The sequence below is a fragment of the Pseudocolwellia sp. AS88 genome, from assembly GCF_030551755.1.
GTDB lineage: Bacteria > Pseudomonadota > Gammaproteobacteria > Enterobacterales > Alteromonadaceae > Pseudocolwellia.
Genome location: NZ_JAUPEC010000017.1, coordinates 78,327 through 97,416 on the forward strand (window position 1 = coordinate 78,327; position 19,090 = coordinate 97,416).

Here is a 19,090-nt window from a genome sequence, read left to right on the forward strand (position 1 = left end):
AATTCCTATTACCGTATTTATTCGGCTGAGTTTTGCGCTACAGGCACAATGATTAAATCTGGGGCAAGTTGCTTACGAGCAATACGTAAACCTTTATTAATGTCTGAACGATATTCAGCAGGAAGTTCATCCCAAGACTTAGTCTCGTTATTCCATAAGCCTAGCTTTTGTCCGTCACGTGTTTGATACACCAAACTCACACGACCAATACGTAAAAAGTCTACATCACGCTCGCTACCATCAACGGTTAATAAGCCGTTGTAAGCTTCAATGGTGCGTCCATATTCAACTTCAACTTGATAAGCTTCTAATACACGACGAAACTTCTCAGATACTGAAACGTCTGCACGTTCCATCATTTTCTTTAAACCCGCGATACGCTCAGTACGTTCTTCAGGTAAAAATTGCACATCTAATGCAACAAAAGTTTCTAATGTATCAATCATGCGCGCCATTAATGGTGAAACTTGGCGTTCAATAATACTGACTTGTTCCATTGAAACCGCTAACTGATTTAACTCTGTTAGCTGATTGTCGATTTGAGTATTCATTTGTTTGTTGTAAACACGTAAACCATCAACTTCTTTGTTAACTGTTTTAAATTGTTGAAGTTTGGTTTGAATTTGCTCGCTGATATTATCTACGCGGCGTTGCGATTTATTTGCTGATTCATTAATTGTTTTTCCAGCATCTACAACTTGTGATAATGGTTCTTCTGTTGCTGAAGCAGCGTTTACAAATGTTGATAGGCTTAGCGCACTTGCACTTAAAAGCAAACTTGCTTTAGCCAAAGTAGACAATTTCATAGTGAAAACCTTATGTTGAAATTCAATATAATTCTATAATTGGGCGTATATTAAAGGTCGAATATTACAACTAGGTTTCACCAATGTTGCAGATTTATTAAATGACAGTTACGTGACATTTTTTTTACAGTTAGTCGCGTATTAACAGGATGTTAACGACTTTTGATGAAATACAGATGGATAAGTTAAAACACAATAAAGTGTATTTGAGATAGTGTTCGTTACAACTTTCCCCTAAAATACTGTCTTATTATTAAAGGCTTTATTTCTTTAAAAGATATTAGGGCCTGTTGATCTTTCGAGATTATTTTTACAGCAATATGTTTGATATTTAGACAAGGCAGAGTATATGACGTGTAGCTGGCTACTCGAACATACGATAACGCTGTATAAATTTCAAACATATGCTGCCCTTTGGGTTCATTTAAAACGAATTTACTCATTGCTGTTCGCTTTTATAATAGAATGACTATTAGACAAAGCTCACATCGCGATTAAATCCGTTTTAAATTGAATAAAATTTAACCCTGAAAGATCAACAGGCCCTAAACAGGTATGAACAAATTAATATGAATCAATCAGCCAAAGTTTTCGTTTTAGGCTTACCTAGAACAGGCACCACCAGTATTTGTTCAACCTTACTTTCTCTTAACTATCATGTAGCCCATACTGCTTACACTCAAACTACATTCGAGAAAGCTAATGCGCTAGCTGACACGCCGATTTTTAATGACTATAAAGAATTGTTTCAATATTACCCTAACAGCCAATTTATTTATTTAACGCGCGACTCTGAAAAGTGGATACCTTCTATTAAGCAATTATTATTACGTATGTATAATAATGTTGTACGTGATGACGGTGGCTTTAATCCGATTATTAAACGCTGCTACGGCGAGATATTTTCACCTTTTACTTTAGAAAATATTAACAGTGATGATTTTCTAATAGCTTGCTATAACAAACATAAAGCAGCTGTCACTCAGTTTTTTGAAGAAAACAATTACCCTGTTTTGTTTATTGATATTTCAAAGCCTGGTGATTACCAAAAAATGTTAAGTTTTTTAAATAAAGACAATCATCAAGATGAACATACAGGTTCAGGTTTCCCTGTACTTAATCAAGGTGGAAAAGTCACTGCTTGGAAAGACCTAAAGCATCCACATAAAATTGACTCAACCAAGAACGGCCGTAGCTCAACCTTAGACCATATTTAACTTAAATTTATTGAACAGAGCATTAAAGGATTTATTGATACGATGATTATCACCAATAGCCAACAAGATTTATCTACACCTACAGGCGTAATGCGCACCACCATTTACCAGCCTGAAGCACAAGGAAACTATCCTTGTATTATTTTTTATTCTGAAATATTTCAACAAACAGCTCCTATTGCTAGAAGTGCGGCGATTATGGCAAGTCATGGTTTTATTGTATTGGTGCCCGAAGTATTTCATGAGCTGAATCCTATTGGCACCGTATTAGGTTACGACGATGCAGGCAAAGACAAAGGTAATGCAGATAAATGGGCAAAGCCTTTAGAGCATCACGATTCAGATACTCAAACATTAATCGACTTTGCTCGTACTTTAGATAATTGCTCAGGAAAAGTTGGCGCTATGGGTGTTTGTATTGGTGGACATTTGGCTTATCGTGCTGCGTTAAATAACGATATTTTAGCCGCATCTTGTTTATACGCGACCGACATTCATTCAAATACCCTACCTTGTGAAAAAGATAACGATTCATTCAATAGAACACCAGATATTAAAGGTGAACTATTAATGATTTGGGGCAAGCAAGATCCTCATGTTCCAGATGAAGGTAGAATGAAAATCCATAAAAAGTTACTTGAAAGTAAGAACACCTTCACTTGGCATGAGTTTAATGCTCAGCATGCTTTTATGCGTGATGAAGGTGAACGCTATGATGCGGCTTTAGCGATACAAGTTTATTTGATGTCGGTTGAATTATTTAAACGTAAACTAACCTGAGATCAAAAAAAAGCAGTCGACTAGACTGCTTTTTTGTTCGCTATCACCAATTTACTTGAACCCTATTAGTAGAAATATTTAGTTCTTAGCTGTTTAACAACTCACAGCTAAAGTTCTTTAAAAACTCAGTGCCTAACTCAAAGCCCATTTGGTAATCAGCTTCTAGTGCTGCATAACTGCTCCCCACTAATTTACTTAAAAGTGGCTTAGGTGGAGATATTTCAATAACTTTTAACCCCATTGGTGGCGTTTTTATAAAACTCACCGCATTTTCATATGAGTTTTCATGCTCTGTAATAATGTCTAATATTTTAGGACATTTATTGGTTTTACAAACCCAAGACTTTTTCAATTTATGCGCCCATTGGGTTTTAGCTGAATAATCAGTTGGTACGGTTCGAATAGCGACTACTGTTCTTGCCCCTTGAGCATGAGCTTCTTGAATTGGAATAGGCGATGCCACTCCGCCATCTACGTAAAAATCATCACCAACTTTAACTCCATTTTTATATAAATAAGGTAAAGCACTTGAAGCTTTTAAGGGCGTTAACCAATCGTCATTTTTAGGTTCAAAAAACGAAGGGCTTAAATCTTTAGATTTAGTTGCCGAGAAAAGGATCCTACGATTTTTCATTTGTGCTTTAGCTTGTTCAATATCTAACTTATGAGAAGCGCTGTTTACTTGATCAAAATACCAATCTAAGTTAACTGAACTGCCACCAATAAAAGAACGTTTTAAATTAAAAAATTGTGGATGACTCGACAATTCCATAATTGATTTTTTAGCATAACCCAACTGCTTTGCCATATAGCTTGATAAATTTTGCGCGCCAGCAGATGTACCAATTAATAAATCAAAAGGATTAAAGTCTTTCGCTAACCAACTATCTAAAATACCGGCAGTAAAAATACCTCTTTGCCCACCACCTTCTGCAACGAGTGCTACCCCTTTTGTAGGGGCTGAGGTTGTACATTTATTTTCATAGTAAAAATCAACGGCGTTCATAATATTCTCAATAAGTAATAGTTAATGACATGAGTACCAAATTGGTGAATTCATGCATCAAAGAGAGTTCGCATTGGGTACTTAACTCTTTATATGTTTATTATTACCCAACCTTCTTATTCAGTAAAAACACAAAAATAGATAACAAGATTCAATAAAACAGAACAACGTTAAGGTTATTGTTAAAGTTAATCATTCGATATTTTTGATATTAAATGCAGCTATGTAACGTGGATAGGTGATGTTGATATGGTGTTTACAGGTCTAGTGATAAAAGTTGGCAATTGTTAAACCCCATTGAGTTGAATAATGCGAGTGAAATAAATATATTCACTCGCATTATTTAGTTAACACCTTTGAATTAACACTGCTCAATAAGGATGGAGGAGCTATTTTTTTGAACGAGCTTGATACTCATATATATATTGTTCTTTAGGTATATTAACACTGCCCTCTGTTAGCGTTTTATTAGATTTTAGTGCTTTAGTCGCATCTTCTTCTGATAAAGGTTTAGACATAAAATAACCTTGGGCAAAATCACAACCGTGCTCTATCAAAGCCGATAGTTGAGTTTGTGTTTCAATGCCCTCTGCTACTACTTGCTTACGTAAACTTTGACCTAAAGAAATAATAGCTTTGATAACTTCTAAAGCGTCTTGATTAATTTCACTGTCAGAATTTTGATCTATAACCTCAACAAAGCCTTTATCTATTTTTAAATACTGAACGGGGATTTCATTTAAATAAGCTAATGATGAATATCCTGTACCAAAGTCATCAATAGCCAAATCAATTTCACGCTCATGTAATGCTTCATAAAGTAAGCTTAGCGCATGGTTATTTTCAATAAGTACCGACTCTGTTAACTCTAGTTTTAAATACTTGGGATTAATGCCTGTATCTTTAATAATCTCATCAAGCATATTAAGAAAGTGAGCATTACGTAACTGGTTAGTTGATAAGTTAACAGATATATTAGGAGAGAATCCTAGCTCCATATCGTGCCATAACTTAGCTTGCTTACACGCTTCATGAAGTACCCACTTTCCTATATCCCAAATTAAGCCTGTTTCTTCAGCAATAGGGATAAAAGTAAGAGGAGAAATAAAACCTTTCTCAGGATGTTTCCATCTAATTAACGCTTCAAAGCCATTAATTAAACCCGTCTCTAAATCCATAATAGGTTGGTAAACTAAATGAAATTTATTTTCTAAAACAGCAACCCTTAAACTGGCTTCGAGCTCTGCCATCTCAAGTGTTTTCTTTTGTATTTGTTTATCAAATAGTTGATAAGTGCCACGCCCTAATTCTTTAGCTCGGTACATGGCGATATCAGCATTACGAAGTACTTCAGGTACATCTTTGTATTGGGAATCGCATTTCACAATACCAATACTGACATTAAAATATAACGTGTGATTATCTAATAAAAATGGCTTTTTAAATTCATCAATAATTTCTTGAGCCAAAATCTCGAAACCAAGCTCATGTTCAGACTCAGCAATAACGGTAAACTCATCACCTCCTAATCTACCCACATATTGGTTTTCGTTTAATAAACTTGATAAGCGTTTTGCTGATGCTTTTAGTAGTTGGTCGCCAATAACATGCCCTAAGGTATCATTTATTTGCTTGAATCGATCTCCATCTAAAAACATAACACCAAAACTCAAGTCAGGTTCTTTTTGACAACGCAATAATAATTGTTCAATACATTGAATGATCCATTCACGATTAGGTAAACGCGTTAAAGAGTCATGAAAAGCCATATAAAAAAGTTTAGCTTCAGCTGTTTTACGTTCATTAATTTCAGATCTCAGCTCTAATGTTCTTTTCTCAACACGATTTTCAAGCTCGCTGTTTAAGTTAACTAAACTCTGACTCGTTCTTTTTAATTCTGTAGCATAAGATTGCAACTGATTGGTTTTATCTTTAACTAGACGCTGCAGATCTTTCTCTCTTTTTCGATTAAGAGAAAAACGCCATATATAAATAAGAAAAATACCAAGAATAAATAAAGCAGAAAATAGAAGTTTTGCCCACCAAGTTGTCCACCAGGCAGGTAAAATAGTAAATGAGAAACTATCGCCTTCACTATCCCAAACGCCTGTGCCATTAGCGCCAAACACTTCAAATGTATAGTCCCCAGCAGGCAAGTTAGTAAAGCGAGCAAAACGTTCATTTGATTTAGTTTGAACAAAATCATGTTGCAAGCCGATTAATCTATACTTGTACTGATTATATTCAGGAAAGATAAAGTTTAAGGCGACAAATTCAAATTTAATGCTATTTGATTTGATAGGAATTTCTATTTTTGTTTTAGTGGATAAATCCGTGATAAATGTATCAGGATTCATAAACTCAATATCACTTATAATCGTTTTTGGACGATAATGATTATCAGGCATTTCATCAGGATTAATAATAGTAATACCAGATTTACTTGGCACATATAATAAATCTTCTACCTGAATAAAATCACCATGAGAGCTCATTTGGTTTCCAACCATACCTTCTTTTTTTGTATAATTAGTAAATTGGTTTGTACTCAAATCTAAAACACTTAAACCATTACTTGTGGCGATCCATACTCTATTGTTATCCCCTTTTCTTACATAAGATATTTCGTTATCGGGTAAACCATCTTTAGTTGTGTAAACAATTTTCTCGCCTGAAATAGCGTTAAAACGAATAAGCCCACTAAAGGTGCCTACCCATATTTCTTCTAAAGACTCTACCGACACAAAAGTAAAACCGTAATCATCAGTACCTAAAAGTAATTTAAACATTTTTGTTTTTATGTCTAATACTTCAAGACCTTCTTTACCCGTTATCCATAGCTGTTCATTGAAAAGTTGTAAGTGAGAAATTTCAGTATTCTGTATGGCTAAATTTCCTTTCTCAGTACCATAAAGAAAATTAGTAAAATGATGTTCATCTACATTAAGGTATTGTAATCCCCAGCCCCAAACACTGATCCAAATGCCTCCTTTTTTATCGCTCTTAACAACAAAAACATTATTACCCGCAATCGTTTGATCTTCAGGAACATCCGGATAATTTAAGAACCGCTCGACAAGCATGGTTTCGGGATCAATTTTAGAAACACCCCCAGCCCAGGTGCCAGCCCAAATATATCCGTTTTCATCTTCAGTGAGAGATATCACTGAATTAGAAGAAAGAGAATTAGGGTTTTTAGGATCATGTTTTATTGACTGATAAATACCGGTTTGGTAGTTAAATATATTGATACCGCCACCATCAGTTGCTATCCAAATATCTTTATTTTCTCTAACAATCCCATCAAAAGAGTTTTTAAAATAGCCTTTATCTGAGTTAGTTATTCTGTCTCGCATTGTGACAAATTTTTCAAGATCAGGTGTAATACGGAATAATCCATATTGGTTCATAGATAACCAAATAGAACCGTTGCTGTCTTCAGAAATATCTTCAACTGTAGCTACGGGTAACTTGTACTGCCCATCCAATGAAGCTTCTAAGCACATAAAAGTTTCAGACGAATGTTTAAATACACAAAGCCCAGCTTTTTCTAGACCAAGCCATATATTGCCTGCTGAATCAACGAAAATTACACTCACATCCGAAATAGGTAAACTGCCGTATGTATCTTCAGCAGTATAAAGCTTCACCTCAAGTGATTCTGTATTTATACGCAAAGCTCCTTTAGGTGTACCAACCCATAAGGTATTTCGCTTTGCATCAAGAGCAATATCACGAATTAAAAAATTCATAAAATATTTATCAACAGGAGTAATGACTTTGAATAGTTTTTGCTTTAAAAGATTAAATCCATAAATACCTTGCTCTGACGTAAGCCAAATCGTGTTATTAGCCTTGTCGTAAACACTACTTTTAACTATTTTGAAGCTATCGATAGTTTCATTATAAAATGGATTGATGATCAGTTTATTTAAGTGAGTATCAAACTTAAAAACATCTGAATTTGAATTAAAAAGCCACAAATTGCCTTCTGAATCTTCTGTGATGGTGGTAATTCTATATTGCTTACCTAAAGCAAAGGCTTTGAATTTTTCTGTTTTATTATCGAAACGATACAAATAGGTATTCGCTACCCACAAGTTACCTTTACTATCATTAAATATATAAGGAACACCTCCGTCGGTTTCCTTTGTAGATTCTTGAAAATCAAATGTTTTGTTTTTGTAGCCATTGTATCTTAATAATCCAGCACTACCCGCAGACCAAAGGTATCCTTGGCTGTCTTCGTGAGAATGGCGAGTATAAGCTTGAACTTTATCTTCAGATAAATAAATAGGAATGGCACGGAAGTGATTAATATTTTCGGCTTCTTCAGCTTGGAAAAATATCGTTGCCCTTGAAGAGAACGAACAAAGCACTGCGAAAAAAAGGATTACCCACACAAAAGAATGTGTTTGATATTTACTGTCCTTAGAAATATTCTGGCTGATAACATCACCTAAACGAAAAATACTGTAAATAAATTAATGTATTAACTAATCATAGTCTCTTTTAACTTATACACCAATTTTATCTCTAGTGAAATAATATTTATATAAGACAAAAGTGTAAACCGTTCATTCTGAGATAATAGTGTTTTAATAAGATTTAAGCAGATAGTGATAAATAAGGGATTAAATAATATTCCATAAAATCCCCCCAATAAAAAAGGTCACTTCAAATAAATGAAGTGACCTTTAAATTTATATTTAAAACCTAATAAAATATTTAAGCTCTAAATAAGCTCAGTGCTTATTCAAAGTCGTAGGTATAGCTTAAGCTCACATTTATACCAACAGCTTTTGAACGAACGACAATGTCTGACTGTGTTACTTCTTGGTCTTCATCCAATAAGTTTTTAACTTTAAGTTTAATTTTAGAGTTAAAGTCTGGGTAGTAGGTGTAAACCAAATCTAATGAATGAAACGGTTGCTCGTAAGCATCGTCTGAACCACTAACACCTGAAGCCAGAATTCGCTCACCAAATACGTTATACACTAATGAACTACTGTGCATACCATTTGCTGAATCGTAATTCATTTGTAAATTAGCAACGTACTGTGAATGTCCGCTCATACGTTTTGTTGTATTAGTTAGGTTACCCGCCAATGCTGGGTCAATTTCAACTTCTGAATCAGATAAAGTAATGTTACCTGATGTGAAGAATCCATCACTCAACCAAGAAAGATCGTATAACCATTCAGCTTCAATACCATAAACTGTTGCTTTTTCACCGTTCACAAAGCCTAAACTATAATCTTGGTCGCCTACTGATAATATAGATTCGATTGGTTTTTCTATGTCTTTATAGAAAAGTCCTATTGAGTAGTTATCACCGTTTTGACCGTAAGATTCATAACGAGCATCGTAGTGAGTAATTGGGCTACTCTCTAAATCAACACGTCCTATAGTACGAATGTCAGTTAATGGATCAAAATACGCTACAGGTACAACTTCTCTTAAATCTGGACGGATAACAGTTTCACCATAACTTAAGCGTACTTGATAATCTTCATCGCCCATATAAGTTAATGCGAGTGATGAGAAATAGTCATCTTCTTGAATGGTCCCTTCTGCAATATTATCTTCTGAGAAGAAAATATTTAGATCATCGCCATTAAATATTAAACTAGAAGTCGCAATAGAAACCTGCTTGAAACCTTCCCATCTTATACCACCACTTACACGCCAAGTGTTTTTATAAAAAATATCGAAAGCACCGTAACCCGCATCAATTTTTTGGCCTGCTAGATAATCGTCAGCATCCGGTGATGATGGCTCATTGAAATCTATAAAAATACTATTGTTATCAATAAGGTCATCAGTTAAATAACCTGTTGCTGACAGTATATTATCTGCACCTGTACTTACAGGAATGGTAACACCAGTATCGTTATTAACACCAAAGCTAGATGTCGTGTAATAACGACCTTTATCAGCAAAGTCATAACCGAGTTTAAATTCCAACTCAAGGTCAGTTAAGTAAATAGGTAAGGTTAAGTTACCGCTATATGATGTAACATTGTCTTGTAGGTCTAGATACGATGCAACAATACGGTTGTCATCACCTGTTATTGAAGAGCTAACATAAGTGCTATCTTCATATCTATCGATAAACTTATATTCAATATCGGTAGGAACTTCAGTGGTTGCTTCTGAATCTGTGTATTGCCAATCAAAGCCTAAACCACCGTAATCAAGAAAAGTATGTTCACCAATAAATTGCATGATTTTGAGTTCGCGCTCTTCATACGTAAACTGATGTTCACGTTGAGCTACACCATTACTTGCAATGGTATTAATAGTACTTCCGTTCGGGCTTTGAATAATACCGACAGTTGTTTCATCTTCAGCATCTTTTAAGTAGATGTTAGACCATAATAATTTATGCTTTCCTAGCTGACTATCTAACTCGTAACCTAGGTTAAATACACCACTTAAACGTTTGTTATCTGTCATCACATCTGAAGATGTTGTTGTGTTGTAACAAGAGTTTGTTACGTCTTCTTGTGTAAGTAAAACCGAACTACAGTTTTCAACTAAATTTTCGCTGATCACTGATGACGTTTTTTGCGTGTTGATTTGGGTTTTATCGTAAGTTAAAGCCGCTAAAAATCCGACTCTTCCGCCAAAGTAGTCTTCATCAAATGAATTACCTAAACTTGCTTTGATGTTATAAGTTGGATCAAGCGACTCATCTTTCAATACTAAATTTCTTGGTAAGCTTTTTAATAAATCACCATTAATTACCGCTGCTTGTTCAGCTCTTGTGCTGGTATCTGTGTCAGCTAAATTATCGGTAAGAATGATGTTACGTAAACTAAAATCACCTTTGTAATGAACAATGGCTTCATTTAAAGCTTGTGGAACTCCGCTACCATTGCGATCGTATGTGTAACCTGAACTCGATTCACTATCGTAACCAACACCAACTTCAATACTACCTGTAAAGCTTTGAGGAACTGTTTTTGTTCGAATATCAATAGCACCACCACCAAAAGAAGCTGGCATTGATGGAGAAAATGCTTTTTGAACCGATAAGCTTTCAATGATACTTGATGGAAAAATATCAAGAGGAATAACGTTACGTGTTAAGTCTGGGCTAGGAATACTTGCACCATTTAAACGTGCACTTGAATATCGCTCACCTAAACCACGTACGTAAATAAATTTACCGTCAACTAATGTTAAACCTGTTACGCGTCGTAATGCTGATGCTGCATCGCTATCGCCAGTTTTAGACATTTGTTCAGAGCCTAAAATATCTGCAACAAAGGCTTGATTTCTTCTTTCTTCAACAACTGCTGCAGCACTGCCTTGTAGACGACTTGCCTTAACAACAACTTCTTCCATTTCATTATTTTGCTCTTCTGCAAACAACGAAGTTGATGTTACTGCGCAACCTAATCCTAAGCTTACCGCTAAACTAATTGTTTTTAGTTTATATTGAATATTCATTTTATTTTATCCTAATTAATCATCTAAAAAATAGGCGCCGTTAAGCGCCTATTTGCTATTGAAAAGATAATGATTAATCTTGGTCAGCAGCCGTTACAGCAGCATCAACCCACTTGTACCAGTTAGATGTTGTATCAGCATCTGAAACAGCACCTATGTATGTTGCTTCTTCGAAGAAGCTATCTATTGTTGTTACATCTGTTGCTGTTACTGTGATATCAGCAGAATCAACATCTGTAGCAAAATCATTAGATAACACTGATGAAGTTGATGCTACACGCTCACTTGAACCTGAATTATCAAACCAATCAGCTTTAGCAGTACCTGTTAATGCTGCAGGCTCTTTACCAGAGATAAAAGTTTGCTCGCCTTTAAATTCATTTACACACGCCATTACTGAAGAAGTAAATGCAATTGAATCAGCATTTTGCTCACCGTCTGATGAATGTTCGATACAAGTTGTACCGTTTGCGCCTTCAGTTTTTACGAATAAAGTGTTGTAGTAGTTAGACATAATCGCATCGTCAAACTTAATCGCTTGAGAAGCACTTTGGTCACGTACAGATAGTTCATCAGTAGTGATAACAGTTACGTTAGCGATTGTTGGGTTCGAAGCAGGAGCTTCATCATAGTCTGCGCCGCCATTTTTCTCGCCGTCAGTTTCAAAACCATTGTTGCCCATGTAGATTTCTGAACCTGCAGCAATAACTCTTTCTGGGTCAGTACCGTCAGATGGAATTACAACTTCTGATTTAGTTTCTACAGAGCCATGTTTAACGAATATAAACTGGCCTTTACCTTGCCAACCGCCATCAATATCAATCGCATCATCTTGTGTATCTGTTACAGCAATATGACTAATTGTTGCAGCACCACCGAAGAATTCGATACCGTCATCGTAACCTTGGTGAATGTGTAAGAAGTCAAAAGATGAACCTGAACCTACAGCATTTAATGTAAGTGAGTTTAAGTCATCACCGTCACCACCTACTTTAGGACCTGAACCTGCATACCAAATTTTTGCATATTGAATAGAACCGCTATCGTCTGCATTGTCGTTACCACCGAAGTAGCTAGTTACACCTTCAGTTACAACGTTACAAGTTTCTGCAGCACGTTGAGCGTTAGTACATTGGTTAGTTAAACCCATACCGTTAATGATAATTCCGCCCCAATCAGCAAATTGAGCCCCGTTACCTACAGCATCATGACGAGCAATAGCGTTAGCTGAAGTAAATATAATTGGGTCATCAAATGTACCAATTGCTTCAATTTTAGCGCCACGAGCGATACGAATAATTGCTTCACCTGAAGTGAATGCTAAAGTAGCACCCGCTTCTACAGTTAATGTTGGGCCGTCAGTTTCGATAGAACAAGAAGTTGTAGTATCACAATCTTTACCAATTAATAATGCACCGTTTAATACGTGTACACCGTCGTTGTCTAGTTTTGCAAATTCAATATCGTTTTCAACTTCAACATTTTTACTTGCAAATGAAACACTATATTCACAATCAGTACCGTTATACGCACCTTGTAAATCGCCGCGGCTTGCACAAGGGTTAGTTGTTGTATCTGTACCAGAATCTGTTTCTGAATCAGTCGTGTTAGTTGTTGTAGTCGTAGTAACACTGTTGTCGTTTACGGTTGGTTGAATGTTAATGTCTCCACCACAACCAGCTAGTATTAACGCACCTGTAAGTGCACTTACTTGGAATAATGTTTTCATTTGCATGTTTTCTGCTCCGCAGGATTTATTGTTTTAATTAACGTTTAAATAATGTTTAAATAATGTTTAAACTAAAGTTGCGGAGATACTACGGGGGGAAAATGACAGAAATGTTTTAGAAATATGTATTTTTTATTTAGGAAAGGTTACAACTATATTACACAGACAAAAATAACCAATATTTACAGTTAGTTATAATTACTAGTCAAAGATGTCAAATATTACAAATGAATAAACTTTTAAATTTTTAAGATCTATTGATAATACTTTTTACTTCACTGAGGTATTTATCGTATTTTTTCCAATTATCTATCGATTTATTATTAATAGGTTGCCTTACTTGAATGGCACTGGCTGTTGCTACAGGTGCAGCATTACTATTGATATGTAAGCATGCCTGTTGCCAATCTAATTCACAGAACTCAACTAATTTTTTAGCATGTAATTCAGGCTCATTAACAAGCTCTTGATAGTTGATTTGATAAAAATTATCAGGATGTTTTTCTAACCAAAAATCAGCAAGCTTTTTAAAATAACGATAATATTGAGCTGTTGTTTCTAAACTATAGGCATAATTATAATTATATGAATTAGCTGAAAATAACTGCCTAAAATTACTCATGATGGTATCGAGTGGGCTTCTATCTAAACAAATAATTTTAGCTTTAGGTAATGCTTTTAAAATAAAGCCAGCATATAAAATATTTAATGGCATTTTATCAATAAATTTTGCGGTACCACCTGTGAGAACTCGTGTTTTATCGATATATGCTTTTCCTAATTCTTCAAAGTTTATTTGTTGAGCAGCTTCAATGGTTTCTTTATCAAGAATTCTTTGAGTGGTTGTTTGGCTCATTTTCTTCATTAATAATGAAAAATATTCAAGCTCACCTGCGGTGGTTACATCAGAATGCTGAGACAAAATACGCTCAACTAAAGTGGTACCAGATCTTGGCATACCAACAATAAATATAGCTTCTGAATTGCTTGTCTTTTGTTCTTGAAAATGGCCTGTTTCAAGAAAGTCAGTTTTAGCAAAACTATCAAATAAACTCTCAAACATAGCTTTATCATCAGCAAAGTTATAATTGATAGAGTCAAGCTTGGCTTGCTTAGCTACAGACAGATATTTAAAAGCGTTGTCGTAGTCGTTAAGCGCTTCGTATTCTCGGGCTATCGCATGACCAATATGTAACTTTTCGTCAGCCTTGATGAGTTTTTCAAACAGCATTTCCATCGACGCTAAATTATAGGCGCTAGAACTTACTTTACCTAAAGCACTTAATGCTGTGTACGACTTAGTAAATGATGGAGCGAGCTGGATCACTTTTTCGTGAGAGTGTTGTGCTCCCTCAAAGTCACCGATAAAAACTTGCGAAGTTCCTAAATTGAAATAGTAGTTAGGGTTATTCTCATCAAATTCTATTGCTTGTTCAAATAGTGGAACAGCTTGGTTATGTAAGCCTATTTTACTGTAAGCAACACCTAAAGTATCTAAGGTTAATGACGAGATTTTATGATGTTTATTGTTATTTTGATTACAAATTTCACTGTTAGTTTTATCTATTTCTTGGGTCGTTAAATCTGCATAATGCTTGGCTTTAATAGGTTCGATAATCAATGAGTAAGCTTTAGCTAAATGGGCTAAATATTCTATTTTATTTATTGTAGTAGGGCTTTCTTTTAAATTTTGGCTTTGGGATTCAAAGTGCTCAGCTATTTTTAACGCTTGTTCAAATAACTGAATGCCCTTCTCATTATTTCCATGTTCGCTAGCAATCACTCCTAACAAAAAATAAGCATCAGCAAAGTATTTATCCTGCTGCAATATCGCGATAAGTAAACCATGAGCTTGCTGATATTGTTTATTATTTAATGCTTGTAAGGCTTGCTTATGAAGGTGGGAAATACTTTGGGTCATGTTAAATCATCATTACTTATTAAAGGGAAACCTGTTTTAGATTTATAGTATGTCTTAAAATAAAAAAGCATTCTATTTAAACAAATAGAATGCTTTTAGAAATACTATTTAAAAAAGTAAATTACATATCAAAAGCGTAAGTAACTTTAATACCAACAGTACGTGGTGGCACAACATAGTGTGAGAATGCACGATATTGATTAATAGTACCAGGGTTGCTTATTTGATCTGGAAATTCTGCAAAACCTGCTGCTCTGCCTGAACTACGTGAAGCTGAGTAAGCATACTTATTAAATAAATTATCAACGTACAAGGTGGCTGACCATGCATCATCAGAAATAGTTGCTGATAAGTTACTTAATGCATAACCTGGTAATTCCTCTCCTTCAGAACGTAAACCTACTGAAGAGTAAATATCGCTTTGTGCTGTTAGGCCGTAAATAATATCTAACATTTTATCGTCAAATACTTCTTGCGAATAGTTCAACCCAAACGAGAACTGATGCTCTGGGCTACCCGGAAGACGATCGCCATCAAGAACAGAATACTCGAGATAAGCAGGATCTGTAGTTTCTAACTGTGTAAAGAAACTATATACGTCTGATGTTAATTCTGCTTTAGTATAAGCATAGCTTGCAAAAACCGAGAAATTATCAGAGAAAATAGCTCTAGACGAAATTTCTACACCTTTACTGTTCGCTTTACCAGCATTTGATGTGTAAGGTAACCCACCATTTTCAGTAGCCGCACCACTTACTTGAGCGTCATCCCAGTCAACGTTATAGATAGCTGCATTAAAATGTAATTTGTTTTCAAACCAAGTACTCTTGAAGCCTAATTCATAGTTAGTTGTAGTGTCTGGTTCATATGAACGCTCATATGGTAATGCACATAATTGAGGGTTTTCTTCTGGACACAAAGCAATACCATTAGAGCCACCTAAACGAAAACCTTCACTGATAGTTGCATACCATAAAACGTCTGGTGTCACTTGATAACTAGCATTAATTTTAAATAAGCTACCATCACCATCACTTGAATCTCTTTCAACATCTTCAGGGTTAAATGTTGTTGAACCAAAAGGAACAAGGTCTTCACCATCATAAAAAGGAATTGTAAATGCTGAGCCTATTTTAATTTCATACTCATAGAATCTAGCTCCTACGGTAACATTAAACTGCTCTGTAAATTGATAACTTAATTCACCAAATATCGCTTTTTCAACGGACTCATTATCAGTGAGCTGTAAATACTCAAGATCATCTTCACGATTCGAAAAAGGATGATTCGGTGTGTATTCCTCACTTAAGGCAAATTGACTAGTCTTGTTGTAGTAACCGCCAACAATCCACGATAAGTCTGACTCTGATTGCGAAACCAATCTAATTTCTTGGGTAAAGCTATCGTAATCTTCAGTTTCACGAGTGAATGCTGAAAACTCTGGGAAAGTTTCGTAGCTATAATTTAAGGTATACAAAAGATCTGTTTGATCACGTTGACCTTCATTCTCATGCTCTGTAAAACCTGTTGCTGAAACTAACTCAGCAAAACCTAAATCGGCGGTAATTTCTAAGCTGATTAATGAATCTTTGTTTTCATCAGGTGTTAAATATCTTTCTGCAGACTCATATTTACCCACAACATCTCTTAATGGGTTATCAAGTGCGAGTGATTGGTAGTTAGTAACACTACGGCCTTCAACATCACTTTTTTGATAAAGATACGTTAATGTTCCGTCTAACCAATCTGTTGGAGTCCAGCGTAATGCAATGCGGCTTGTTAATACTTCTTCGCCATTCGCATCTTTTACAGAACGTATATTATCACTTACGTCTTGAGGGTCATTCCAATCAGGGTCTGGGTTAGAAACACCACCTTCGATAACGGTATAACCATAATCAATAAAACCTGGGTCGTTGTAGTAATTAAATGATGCGCGTACTGCTAAAACATCTTCAATCAATGGAGTGTTTATAACAAAGCTAGTTTCACCACCAAGATTATCTGATTCTGCGCCTTGAAATAAATCACCAGTAAGTTCAACACTCGTTACATCAAGTTCAGCTTTTTTAGGGATATAACGAATAGCACCACCTAATGTACCAGCACCGTATAAAGTTCCTTGAGGACCAATTAATACTTCTACACGTTCAACATCAATTAAGCGTACATCAACCTCTAAAGGTTGTTCACCAAAATATGTTGCTACTGTGCCGCCATCTGCTTGAGCTGAAGTAGAATTAGTACTTAAACCACGAACAATAATATTGTTTTGAGCTCGACCACCTTGCTCTGGAATAGTTAAACCAGGAACCCAACGAGCAACTTCACTTAAATCGCTGATATTTTGATCTTTCATAATATCGCTATCTAAAGCAGTAATGTTCAAAGGCGCTTCTTGTATACTTAAAGAGCGGCGTGATGCAGTTACTTGAATGCGCTCAATACCCTGTGTTTTAACTTCGTTTGCTTCTTCAGCAAACGCATAACTTGGAACAGCCAGAGCTGAACTTAAAGCTATAAAAACAGCTGATTTTTTAAATAAGTTGATATTTGTGTTCATGTTTTCCCTTGAGATAATTAATTTATAGGCTATAAAAACTTGATTCTTATAAAAAAACATTGTTGGAATTTATTATTCTTATACCCAACATCACATAATAAAAGTCAATTTTCATAAGTTTTTGTGTGTATATTACTCAGATTTTTTCCCTAAATCCTAAAGACAAACTATTATTGTCTTATGTTAGGGGTATTATATCTACTTCTGGTGAGTGTTAAAATACATACAGCAATTAAATATCAAAGGTTTACTATGCAAAATACATTGTCGAAATTAATTACTATAGAGGAATTAAAGCTCGGCATGTTCGTTCTAGAAGTAAAATCAGATAATCAATTCATTAAAATAAAATCTAAGGGATTAGTTAAATCTGAACGCATAATTGCACAACTAAAAGAACAAGGAGTTACAGGTGTTATTATCAGAGATGATAATACTAAAGATAACACACTAGAAAGCAAAAACATTAATGTCCCTGAGATTGAATCAACGTCTTTAAACTCAACAACTAATACATCTCAAACCACACATAAACCAGTATTAAGAAAAATTTCTGTTGCTGAAGAGTTTCATCAATCATGTAAGATTTATGACAATGCAACTCATACTATTAAAACAATATTTAATGATATTAGTGCCGATCAAAAGATAAATATTACCGCAATTAACGAATTAGCAAACGATATTACCGACTCAATTATTAGAAATGAGTATGCTATTTCGATACTGACAAGGATCAGTGAAAAAGATACTTATCAATGGGAACATGCTATTAATTCAGCGATTTTAATGTGTGGTTTTTCATTATTCATTGGTATGAAAAAAGAAACCGCAACACAAATAGCTATAGGCGCGTTACTTCATGATGTAGGTGTGGCTAAACTACCTAAAGCGGTTTTAAATAAAAAAGAAAAGTTAACAACCAATGAGCAAAGATTAGTTGAAAAGCATGTTTTATGGGGGCATCAGATTTGTAGTAGTGATGGATTAAGTAATAAAATCACCACTGATATGCTGGTTAATCATCATGAACGTTTAGATGGTTCAGGTTACCCGAGAGGATTAAAAGACTCTAAGTTATCTAAGCTAGCGAGAATAACGGCCATTGTAGATGTTTATGATGCGATGACGGCTAATAAGCATTACAAAAAAGGCGAACAACCGATTAATGCGTTACGTTATTTAATTTCTAAAAATGAACTGTTTGATAGGAGTTTAGTTCAGCAGTTCATTAAATATATTGGCGTGCATCCTGTAGGATCTCTTGTAAAACTTTCTAATGAAACCCTAGCTATTGTTACAGAAGGTAATAGAAACGATCCTTTAAATCCAACAGCTATAGCTTTTTATAATACTAAGCTAGACAAAAACATAACATCAAAGAAACATATATTAGATGAAGAAGCCTTAACAATTAGCACTGCTGCTCGTCCTGAAGATTATCAAATTAATATCGGAAAAGTTATTAGAGAGATTATTGCCTGATCTTATGTACTTATTAAAGATCATCAAAGAGTAAATCGAATTTAAATTTGACCCGTCCTAATATAGGTTGACAGTCATTTAATTAAAACGCCTGATGTACTTCATTGGGCGTTTTATATTTTAAG

The 19,090-nt window shown here is 35.0% G+C and carries 10 protein-coding genes; 3 read left to right on the forward strand and 7 right to left on the reverse strand.

Annotation, left to right across the window (positions count from 1 at the left end; all coding sequences use genetic code 11):
* Positions 1–17 precede the first annotated feature (17 nt).
* Positions 18–806, reverse strand: a complete 789-nt coding sequence (locus Q5N69_RS12765) for a DUF3450 domain-containing protein (protein ID WP_304369340.1) — start codon at positions 804–806, stop codon at positions 18–20.
* Positions 807–1,375: 569 nt separating this feature from the next.
* Between Q5N69_RS12765 and Q5N69_RS12770 the strand changes: the two genes are divergently transcribed.
* Positions 1,376–2,023 carry a sulfotransferase gene (locus Q5N69_RS12770; protein WP_304369341.1) on the forward strand — a complete coding sequence of 216 codons (648 nt, stop codon included), beginning with the start codon at positions 1,376–1,378 and terminating at the stop codon, positions 2,021–2,023.
* 42 nt (positions 2,024–2,065) lie between these two features.
* Positions 2,066–2,803: a dienelactone hydrolase family protein gene (locus Q5N69_RS12775; RefSeq protein WP_304369342.1), complete on the forward strand. Its 738-nt coding sequence runs from the start codon at positions 2,066–2,068 to the stop codon at positions 2,801–2,803.
* Between the two features lie 85 nt (positions 2,804–2,888).
* Here the strand turns inward: Q5N69_RS12775 and Q5N69_RS12780 are convergent, their stop codons facing one another.
* From Q5N69_RS12780 to Q5N69_RS12805, 6 genes are all read right to left on the reverse strand, one after another.
* Positions 2,889–3,809, reverse strand: coding sequence for a patatin family protein (locus Q5N69_RS12780; protein ID WP_304369344.1), 921 nt, complete (start codon positions 3,807–3,809; stop codon positions 2,889–2,891).
* 389 nt (positions 3,810–4,198) lie between these two features.
* Positions 4,199–8,212 (reverse strand): EAL domain-containing protein, encoded by a 4,014-nt coding sequence (locus Q5N69_RS12785; RefSeq protein WP_304369345.1) that lies wholly within the window; start codon positions 8,210–8,212, stop codon positions 4,199–4,201.
* A gap of 349 nt (positions 8,213–8,561) precedes the next feature.
* Positions 8,562–11,267: a TonB-dependent receptor plug domain-containing protein gene (locus Q5N69_RS12790; RefSeq protein ID WP_304369347.1), complete on the reverse strand. Its 2,706-nt coding sequence runs from the start codon at positions 11,265–11,267 to the stop codon at positions 8,562–8,564.
* A 73-nt stretch (positions 11,268–11,340) separates the two neighbouring features.
* A complete protein-coding gene (locus Q5N69_RS12795; protein ID WP_304369348.1) occupies positions 11,341–13,002 on the reverse strand; it encodes a hypothetical protein in 1,662 nt (553 codons plus the stop codon).
* Positions 13,003–13,243: 241 nt separating this feature from the next.
* Positions 13,244–14,917 carry a tetratricopeptide repeat-containing sulfotransferase family protein gene (locus tag Q5N69_RS12800; RefSeq protein ID WP_304369350.1) on the reverse strand — a complete coding sequence of 558 codons (1,674 nt, stop codon included), beginning with the start codon at positions 14,915–14,917 and terminating at the stop codon, positions 13,244–13,246.
* Between the two features lie 121 nt (positions 14,918–15,038).
* The gene (locus Q5N69_RS12805; protein WP_304369351.1) at positions 15,039–17,480 is read right to left on the reverse strand and encodes a TonB-dependent receptor; all 2,442 of its coding nucleotides are present in this window, start codon (positions 17,478–17,480) and stop codon (positions 15,039–15,041) included.
* 252 nt (positions 17,481–17,732) lie between these two features.
* Here Q5N69_RS12805 and Q5N69_RS12810 point away from each other — a divergent pair, with 252 nt between their 5' ends.
* Positions 17,733–18,965, forward strand: a complete 1,233-nt coding sequence (locus Q5N69_RS12810) for an HD-GYP domain-containing protein (RefSeq protein WP_304369352.1) — start codon at positions 17,733–17,735, stop codon at positions 18,963–18,965.
* Positions 18,966–19,090 lie beyond the last annotated feature (125 nt).

What these genes read in the sequence shown, in the direction of transcription:
- Q5N69_RS12765 (WP_304369340.1), bottom strand. Translation starts at nt 806, where the DNA reads ATGAAATTGTCTACTTTGGCTAAAGCAAGTTTGCTTTTAAGTGCAAGT.
- Q5N69_RS12770 (WP_304369341.1), top strand. Translation starts at nt 1,376, where the DNA reads ATGAATCAATCAGCCAAAGTTTTCGTTTTAGGCTTACCTAGAACAGGC.
- Q5N69_RS12775 (WP_304369342.1), top strand. Translation starts at nt 2,066, where the DNA reads ATGATTATCACCAATAGCCAACAAGATTTATCTACACCTACAGGCGTA.
- Q5N69_RS12780 (WP_304369344.1), bottom strand. Translation starts at nt 3,809, where the DNA reads ATGAACGCCGTTGATTTTTACTATGAAAATAAATGTACAACCTCAGCC.
- Q5N69_RS12790 (WP_304369347.1), bottom strand. Translation starts at nt 11,267, where the DNA reads ATGAATATTCAATATAAACTAAAAACAATTAGTTTAGCGGTAAGCTTA.
- Q5N69_RS12795 (WP_304369348.1), bottom strand. Translation starts at nt 13,002, where the DNA reads ATGCAAATGAAAACATTATTCCAAGTAAGTGCACTTACAGGTGCGTTA.
- Q5N69_RS12800 (WP_304369350.1), bottom strand. Translation starts at nt 14,917, where the DNA reads ATGACCCAAAGTATTTCCCACCTTCATAAGCAAGCCTTACAAGCATTA.
- Q5N69_RS12805 (WP_304369351.1), bottom strand. Translation starts at nt 17,480, where the DNA reads ATGAACACAAATATCAACTTATTTAAAAAATCAGCTGTTTTTATAGCT.
- Q5N69_RS12810 (WP_304369352.1), top strand. Translation starts at nt 17,733, where the DNA reads ATGCAAAATACATTGTCGAAATTAATTACTATAGAGGAATTAAAGCTC.